Source organism: Devosia sp., assembly GCF_036406155.1.
GTDB lineage: Bacteria > Pseudomonadota > Alphaproteobacteria > Rhizobiales > Devosiaceae > Devosia_A.
The window spans coordinates 1-6,358 of sequence record NZ_DASWVV010000178.1 but is presented as its reverse complement, the minus strand read 5'-3'; the positions used below and the strand labels follow the sequence as shown (position 1 = coordinate 6,358).

Annotated in this window: 7 protein-coding genes; 3 read left to right on the top strand and 4 right to left on the bottom strand. The window is 69.8% G+C overall.

The features are described from left to right. Positions 1 to 62: 62 nt before the first annotated feature. The 3 genes from VGD93_RS11795 to VGD93_RS11785 are packed head-to-tail and all read right to left on the bottom strand — an operon-like array spanning position 63 to position 3,050. Entirely contained in the window at positions 63 to 1,946 is a 1,884-nt protein-coding gene (locus VGD93_RS11795) for a heavy metal translocating P-type ATPase (RefSeq protein ID WP_395012263.1), read from the bottom strand. Between the two features lies 1 nt (position 1,947). Beyond that, a complete protein-coding gene (locus VGD93_RS11790) occupies positions 1,948 to 2,649 on the bottom strand; it encodes a VIT1/CCC1 transporter family protein (RefSeq protein ID WP_395012259.1) in 702 nt (233 codons plus the stop codon). Continuing rightward, positions 2,646 to 3,050 (bottom strand): OsmC family protein, encoded by a 405-nt coding sequence (locus tag VGD93_RS11785; RefSeq protein ID WP_395012257.1) that lies wholly within the window; start codon positions 3,048 to 3,050, stop codon positions 2,646 to 2,648. Before VGD93_RS11785 ends, VGD93_RS11790 begins: the two co-directional genes overlap by 4 nt. Positions 3,051 to 3,343: 293 nt before the next feature. On the opposite strand from VGD93_RS11785, the gene VGD93_RS11780 reads away from it, so the two are divergent. The 3 genes from VGD93_RS11780 (at position 3,344) to VGD93_RS11770 (ending at position 5,940) form a co-directional block, all read left to right on the top strand. Continuing rightward, positions 3,344 to 4,168 (top strand): aldo/keto reductase, encoded by an 825-nt coding sequence (locus VGD93_RS11780; RefSeq protein ID WP_395012255.1) that lies wholly within the window; start codon positions 3,344 to 3,346, stop codon positions 4,166 to 4,168. A 69-nt stretch (positions 4,169 to 4,237) separates the two neighbouring features. Beyond that, the gene (locus tag VGD93_RS11775; RefSeq protein WP_395012253.1) at positions 4,238 to 5,011 is read left to right on the top strand and encodes an SDR family NAD(P)-dependent oxidoreductase; all 774 of its coding nucleotides are present in this window, start codon (positions 4,238 to 4,240) and stop codon (positions 5,009 to 5,011) included. Between the two features lie 23 nt (positions 5,012 to 5,034). After that, positions 5,035 to 5,940, top strand: coding sequence for an NAD-dependent epimerase/dehydratase family protein (locus VGD93_RS11770; protein WP_395012261.1), 906 nt, complete (start codon positions 5,035 to 5,037; stop codon positions 5,938 to 5,940). Positions 5,941 to 5,955: 15 nt separating this feature from the next. On the opposite strand, the gene VGD93_RS11765 is transcribed toward VGD93_RS11770, so the two are convergent. Then, a partial coding sequence (locus VGD93_RS11765; protein WP_395012251.1) for an SOS response-associated peptidase family protein occupies positions 5,956 to 6,358 on the bottom strand: 403 nt, incomplete at its 5' end.

Genomic DNA, 6,358 nt, shown 5'->3' with positions numbered 1-6,358 from the left:
GACGCGCGCCGGGAGTACCGCATCTGGCTGGCGCTGGTGCGCGCGGGGAGTGCCTGAGCGGCTCAGGCGGCCGCGCGGGCCAGGCGTTCCTCGCGCCCGGGGGCCAGGGCCCGCAAGGCGTTGAGGATCACCGCGATGTCGATGGCTTCCTGGAACAGCGCGCCCTGGACCGGCGGCAGGTAGCCGAGGGCGGCCGCCACCATGCCGGCGAGGGACAGGCCCAAACCGATATAGACGCTCTGCAGCGCGATGGCACGGGTGCGGCGGGCGATGACCACGGCGCTGGCGAGCCGGTCAAGCGCGTCGACCAGCAGCACGACGCTGGCCGCTTCCGACGAGGCGGCGGCGCCGCGGGCGCCCATGGCCACGCCGACATCGGCGACGGCAAGGGCCGGGGCGTCGTTGACGCCGTCGCCGACCATCATGATCTTGCCCATGCCGCGCTCGGCAATGACGGCGTCGATCTTCTGCTCGGGCGTCAGGTTGGCGAGGATGCGATCGACCCCGAGCTCCCGGCCGACATGCAGGGCGGTTTCCTCGCGGTCGCCGGAGGCAAGGACAACGCGCTCGACGCCGGCGTCGCGCAGGCGCTCGATGACGTGCGCGGCGTCCGTCCTGACGGGGTCGGCGAGGACGAGATAGCCGGCGAAGCTGCCGTCGATGGCGACGGCGACCGTCACCACGTGGTCGGGCAGGCCGGCGAGCAGGGCAGGCTGGGCTTCCGAACCGCTGTGCCGGTGGACGAAGGCCGCGCCGCCGACGACGACGGGCCGCCCCTCGACCATCCCCTCGATGGCGGTGCCGGGGGTCTCCAGGACCTGCGTCGGCTCCGACAGCGCGAGCCCGCGTCGTTGTGCCGCCTCGACCAGCGCCGCGGCTACCACGTGGGCGGAGGCCTGGTCGAGGGAGGCGGCGAGCCGGAGGACCTCATCGGCCTCGTGGCCCTCGGCCATGCGCATGTCGGACAGCTCGGCCTTGCCGTGGGTGAGGGTGCCGGTCTTGTCGAGGACGGCCACGCGGACGCGGGAGAGAGCCTCGAGGGCGCCGCCGTTCTTGACGAGGACGCCGATGCGGGCGGCGCGGGACATGCCGGAAATGATGGCAACGGGCACCGCCAGGATGAGCGGGCAGGGGGTGGCGACGACGAGCACCGCGAGCGCGCGCAAATGGTCGCCGCTGAGCGCCCAGGCCGCCCCTGCCATGGCGACGGTCAGGGCGAGGAAGCCCATGGCATAGCGGTCGGCGAGGCGGACGATGGGTGCGCGCGAACGCTGTGCCGCTTCCACCAGCCGGACGATGCCGGCATAGGTGCTTTCCGCGGCCGGCCGCTCGGTGCGCAGGTCGAAGGCCGGGCCGACCGAGGTCGAGCCGCTGAGGAGCTCGTCGCCGAGTCGCTTTTCGACCGGCAGCGACTCGCCGGTCAACGCCGACTGGTCGAGCAGTGCCAGCTCGGAAAGGGTCGTGCCGTCGACGGGCAGCACCTCGCCGTGCCGGATGAGCAGCCGGTCGCCGGGGACCAGCATCTCGATGGGGACTTCCTCGAGCCCGGCGGCGCCGTAGCGCATGGCCGTGCGGCCGACGCGGCCGAGCAGGGCGGTCATCTCGCGGCGGGCGCGCCCCTCGGCGAAGCGCTCCAGCAACTGGCCGCCCGAATACATGAGGGCGACCACGTTGCCCGCCAGCGGCTCGCCGAAGGCAAGGGCCGCCGACATCGACAGGGCGGCGACGACGTCGAGGCCGACATCGCCGCGCCTGAGGCTGGTGAAGATCTCGTAGAACAGCGCCAGCAGCACCGGAACGGTGGCGACGAACCAGATCGCCGCCGCGGTCTGTTCGCGGCCGGCGAACACCATGGCGCCGCCGGCGGCGAGGCCGACCAGCGCGACGGCGACGAGGCCAAGCGGAGTCTGCCGGCGGAGTGCGTCGAAAAAGGCGGGAAAGCGCATGTCAGGCAACAGCCGTGCCGAACAGGGCGCCGATGCCGAAGGTCGCGGCCATGGCCAGTGCTCCCCAGAAGGTCACGCGCGCCGTCGGCCGCCAGATCGAGGCGCCACCGGCCCGGGCGCCGACGGCGCCGAGCGCGGCGAGGAACACCAGCGAGGCGGCGGCAACGATCCAGACCAGTTGCGCCGGTGGCGCAAGCAGGACCAGCAGCAGCGGCAGAGCCGCTCCCACCGCGAATGTCAGGGCCGAGGTGATGGCGGCCTGCACCGGCCGAGCGGTCGAAATCTCGGAAATGCCGAGTTCGTCGCGGGCATGGGCAGCGAGCGCGTCCCCGGCGGTCAGTTGCGCGGCGACCTGGTCGGCGAGGGCGGGGTCGAGGCCACGGCGCTGGTAGATCCGGCTCAGTTCCCGCAACTCGAGATCGGGCTGGTCGCGGAGTTCGGCGGTTTCACGCGCCAAGTCGGCCTTCTCGGTGTCGGCCTGGGAACTTACCGAGACGTACTCGCCCGCCGCCATCGACATGGCGCCAGCCACCAGACCGGCCATCCCGGCGACTAGGACATCGGCGGGGGCGGCGCCGGCGGCCGCGACGCCGATGATCAGGCTCGAGGTCGAAACGATGCCGTCATTGGCTCCGAGCACGGCGGCCCGGAGCCAGCCGATGCGCGACACCTGGTGGGTCTCGGGGTGTGTGCCTCGACTCAAACCTTCCTCCTCAGGGTGCCCGTCAGCGTGACGCCCGCGGCGAGCGTGTTGTACACGGTGCCGTATTTGCGGACATTGCTGTGGAGCAACTCCAACCGACGATCCTCCTCGTCGGTATCGACGATGATCTCGTATCCGATCTCGGCCAGCAGCGGCGGCGCATCTTGCCGCAGCCCACGCACGCTGACCTCGATGCCACGGAGCTCGAACCGGAGCATCGGCGTCACCCGCTCGATGCCCTTGAGCATGCAGGCGGCGAGCGCGGCGAGCAGCAACTCGGCCGGGTTGAAGGCGTCCTGACGCCCGCCCGGATCGGTATCGAGCGCAATCTGCGCCTGCTTGGTCGCCGCGGTGCTGCCGTGGGCATCGATGCGCCGGGCGGTGACGTCGTACTGCAACATGGGTCTCTCCGCTTCCCCTACTCCTTGTCGGATGGCGCGGCGGGGGGTGCCTTGACACCGATCAAGACCCGGCAGCGGGACTTCCCGCCGCGGCGCCAGCGTCGTGCAAGTCACTTGCAAGGAGGGCCGCCAGGTATAGAGTTCATGTCAACAGCCCTGTCGCGGCGGCTGCGCTTCTGTGCTGGGTGCCCCCCATCCGCGCCAGCCGCCTGTCAACCGAATCGCGGAACGGGCCGGCCTGCAGGGAGCGGGCCGGCGCGGTATTTGCCATTTGCCAGCAGAGGATCAAGAAGATGCACAGCGAACCGATGGTCGCGGGGATTCCGCAGATGGGCTACGGGACCTGGAACCGGCCCGGGGACGAAGCGTATCACGGCGTCGTGTGGGCCATCGAGGCGGGCTGTCGTCACATCGATACGGCGCAGGACTACGGCAACGAGCAGGACGTGGCGCGCGGCATCAGGGACAGCGGGGTGCCGCGCAAGGACATTTTCCTCACCACCAAGGTGCGGCCGGAGAATTTCGGCCCCGGCCAGGTGATGCCCTCGGTGCGGGAGAGCCTCGACAAGCTGCAGACCGAAAAGGTTGACCTGCTGCTGCTGCACTGGCCGTCGCCGCAGAACAAGTATCCGCTCGAGGATTATGTCGGCCAGTTCGCCGAGGTGTACGACGCAGGCCTCGCGGAGCGCATCGGGGTCTCGAACTTCACCAAGGCGCTGCTCGACCGGACCATCGCGCTGCTGGGGGAGCGCAAGATCACGACCAACCAGGTGGAATGCCACGCCTACATGCAGAACCGCCCCATCGTCGAGCACTGCGGCCGGCTGGGCATCCCGGTCACTGCCTATTCGCCGCTGGCGCGCGGACGCATCCTCGGCGACCCCGTGCTGGAGCGCATCGGCAAGGCGCATGGCGTCACCGGGGCCCAGGCGGCGCTGGCCTTCCTGATGGCCAAGGGCATGATCGTCATTCCCTCGTCGGGCAAGAAGGAGCGGATCGTCGCCAATTTCGAGGCGCGCAAGCTGCAATTGGCGCCGGCCGAGGTGGCCGAGATCGAGGCGCTCGACCGCGGCATGCGCGTGGTCAACGGCGCCTGGTGCCCGGTCTGGGACGTTTGACCCGCCCGTGCGGGCGGCTATCGTGACGCCCGCCCCCTCTGCGCTGACCACAAGGAGCTTGCATTCGCCATGTCCGATCTCGTCATCCCCGACCTCGCGGGAAAGGCCGTCCTCATCACCGGCGCGTCGACCGGTATCGGCGCGGCGCTGGCAGCCGCCTTCGCCGCGCAGGGCGCGTCGGTGGGCCTGCACTACCACGCCAGCGTCGAGGCGGCGGAGGCACTGGCCAAGGCGATCGCGGATGCCGGCGGCACGGTGAAGCTCGTCCGCGCCGACGCCACCCGGCCCGCGGAATTGCGCCGCGCCGTGGAGGACACCGCCGCGGCCTTCGGGCGCCTGGACGGGCTGATCAACAATGCCGGCGGCATGGTGGCGCGGGTGCGCTACGAGGACATGACCGACGCGCACTACGATGCGGTCATGGACCTCAACGGCCGCTCGGTGCTGGCCGCGAGCCAGGCGGCCATCCCCCATCTCAAGAAGCGGGGCGGCTTCATCATCAACACGACCTCGATCGCCGCGCGCAACGGCGGCAGCAACGGCGCCGGCGTCTACGGCTCGTCGAAGGCGTTCGTCGCCACGGTGACGCGCGGCATGGCCAAGGAGTTGATCCCGTTCGGCATCCGCGTGAACGCGGTGGCGCCGGGGGTCATCACCACGCCGTTCCACGAGCGTTACTCGACGGAAGCGCAGCTGCAGGCGCAACTGGCCAACATCCCGCAAGGGCGGCTGGGCGTGGCGGAGGATTGCGTCGGAGCGTATCTGTTCCTAGCCTCGGAGAAGCTGTCCGGCTACGTCATCGGCCAGACCATCGAGGTGAACGGCGGCATGATGATGCCGTGATCGCGCCGGCATGGGAGGGCAAGATGGGCAAGCGGATCGTCTTCACCGGGGGCAGCGGCAAGGCCGGAAGGCACGTCGTCCCGTACCTGACGGAGCGCGGGCATGACGTCTTCAACATCGATCTCGTACCGCTCGACCACCCCGGGGTGACCACCCTCGCGGCCGATCTCACCGACAGCGGCCAGGCTTTCAATGCGTTGTCGATGCATTTCGATTTCAACGGGCTCAGCACGGGCAGGGGGCCGGCTCCGGTGGATGCCGTGGTGCATTTCGCCGCGGTGCCACGCATCCTGATGAAGCCGGACAACGTCACCTTCGCGACCAATGTGGTGTCGACCTACAACGTCATCGAGGCGGCGACCAAGCTCGGCATCCGCAAGATCGTCATCGCCTCGAGCGAGACCACCTATGGCGTGTGCTTCGCCGAGGGCGACAAGGACTACAAGTCGTTTCCGCTGGACGAGTCGTACGATATCGACCCGATGGACAGCTACGGACTCTCCAAGCTGGTCAACGAGAAGACGGCGCGCGCCTTCGCCATGCGCTACGGCGCCGATATCTACGCGCTCAGGATCGGCAACGTCATCGAACCGCACGAGTACGACCGCTTCCCCGGCTTCCTTGCCGATCCGCCGTCGCGCAAGCGCAATGCGTGGAGCTATGTCGATGCCCGCGACCTCGGCCAGATCGTGCACCTGTGCGTCGAAAAGGACGGCCTGGGCTTCCAGGTCTTCAACGCCGTGAACGACGAGATCACCGCAAACGAGCCGACCGCGGCGTTCCTTGCCAAATACGCGCCGAACACGCCGGTCACGCGGGAGATGGGCAAGTTCGAGGCGCCGCTGTCGAACCGCAAGATCCGCGAGGTCCTCGGCTTCAGGGAAGTGCACAACTGGCGGCAATACGTGCCGGCGGCCAGGGCGGGATGACCCGGCACCGGCGGCTCAGTCGGCTGCCGGCCGCACCGTTTCGACCCGCAGCGCGCCGGCCGGCAGCGGCTTGAGCAGGTCCTTCTCGGGGCGGGTGAGGAACAGCCACGCGGCCCAGTCTTCGGGGCGCAGCACGGCGACCTGACGGTCGTGGTAGGGCGCGACGTCGGGGCCGGGCTCGGTGGTGAGCATGGTGAACGACGGCGGATCGCCGCCTTCGCCTTCGCGCCACAGCCCGGCAATCCCCATCAGCGGGGAGCCGCTGAGGCTGAAGCGGTGCTTGGCCTTGGGGTATTTCGTGCCGGTGAACTCGAAGAAGCCCGACAGCACGATGATGCAGCGCCGGCTGTCGGCGAAGCGGCGCCCGTCGGAGCGGAAGTTGAAAGTCGGCGGCGCGCCCCGGCGCGGCGGCGGGTGA

What these genes read in the sequence shown, in the direction of transcription:
- VGD93_RS11770 (WP_395012261.1), top strand. Translation starts at nt 5,035, where the DNA reads ATGGGCAAGCGGATCGTCTTCACCGGGGGCAGCGGCAAGGCCGGAAGG.
- VGD93_RS11795 (WP_395012263.1), bottom strand. Translation starts at nt 1,946, where the DNA reads ATGCGCTTTCCCGCCTTTTTCGACGCACTCCGCCGGCAGACTCCGCTT.
- VGD93_RS11775 (WP_395012253.1), top strand. Translation starts at nt 4,238, where the DNA reads ATGTCCGATCTCGTCATCCCCGACCTCGCGGGAAAGGCCGTCCTCATC.
- VGD93_RS11785 (WP_395012257.1), bottom strand. Translation starts at nt 3,050, where the DNA reads ATGTTGCAGTACGACGTCACCGCCCGGCGCATCGATGCCCACGGCAGC.
- VGD93_RS11780 (WP_395012255.1), top strand. Translation starts at nt 3,344, where the DNA reads ATGCACAGCGAACCGATGGTCGCGGGGATTCCGCAGATGGGCTACGGG.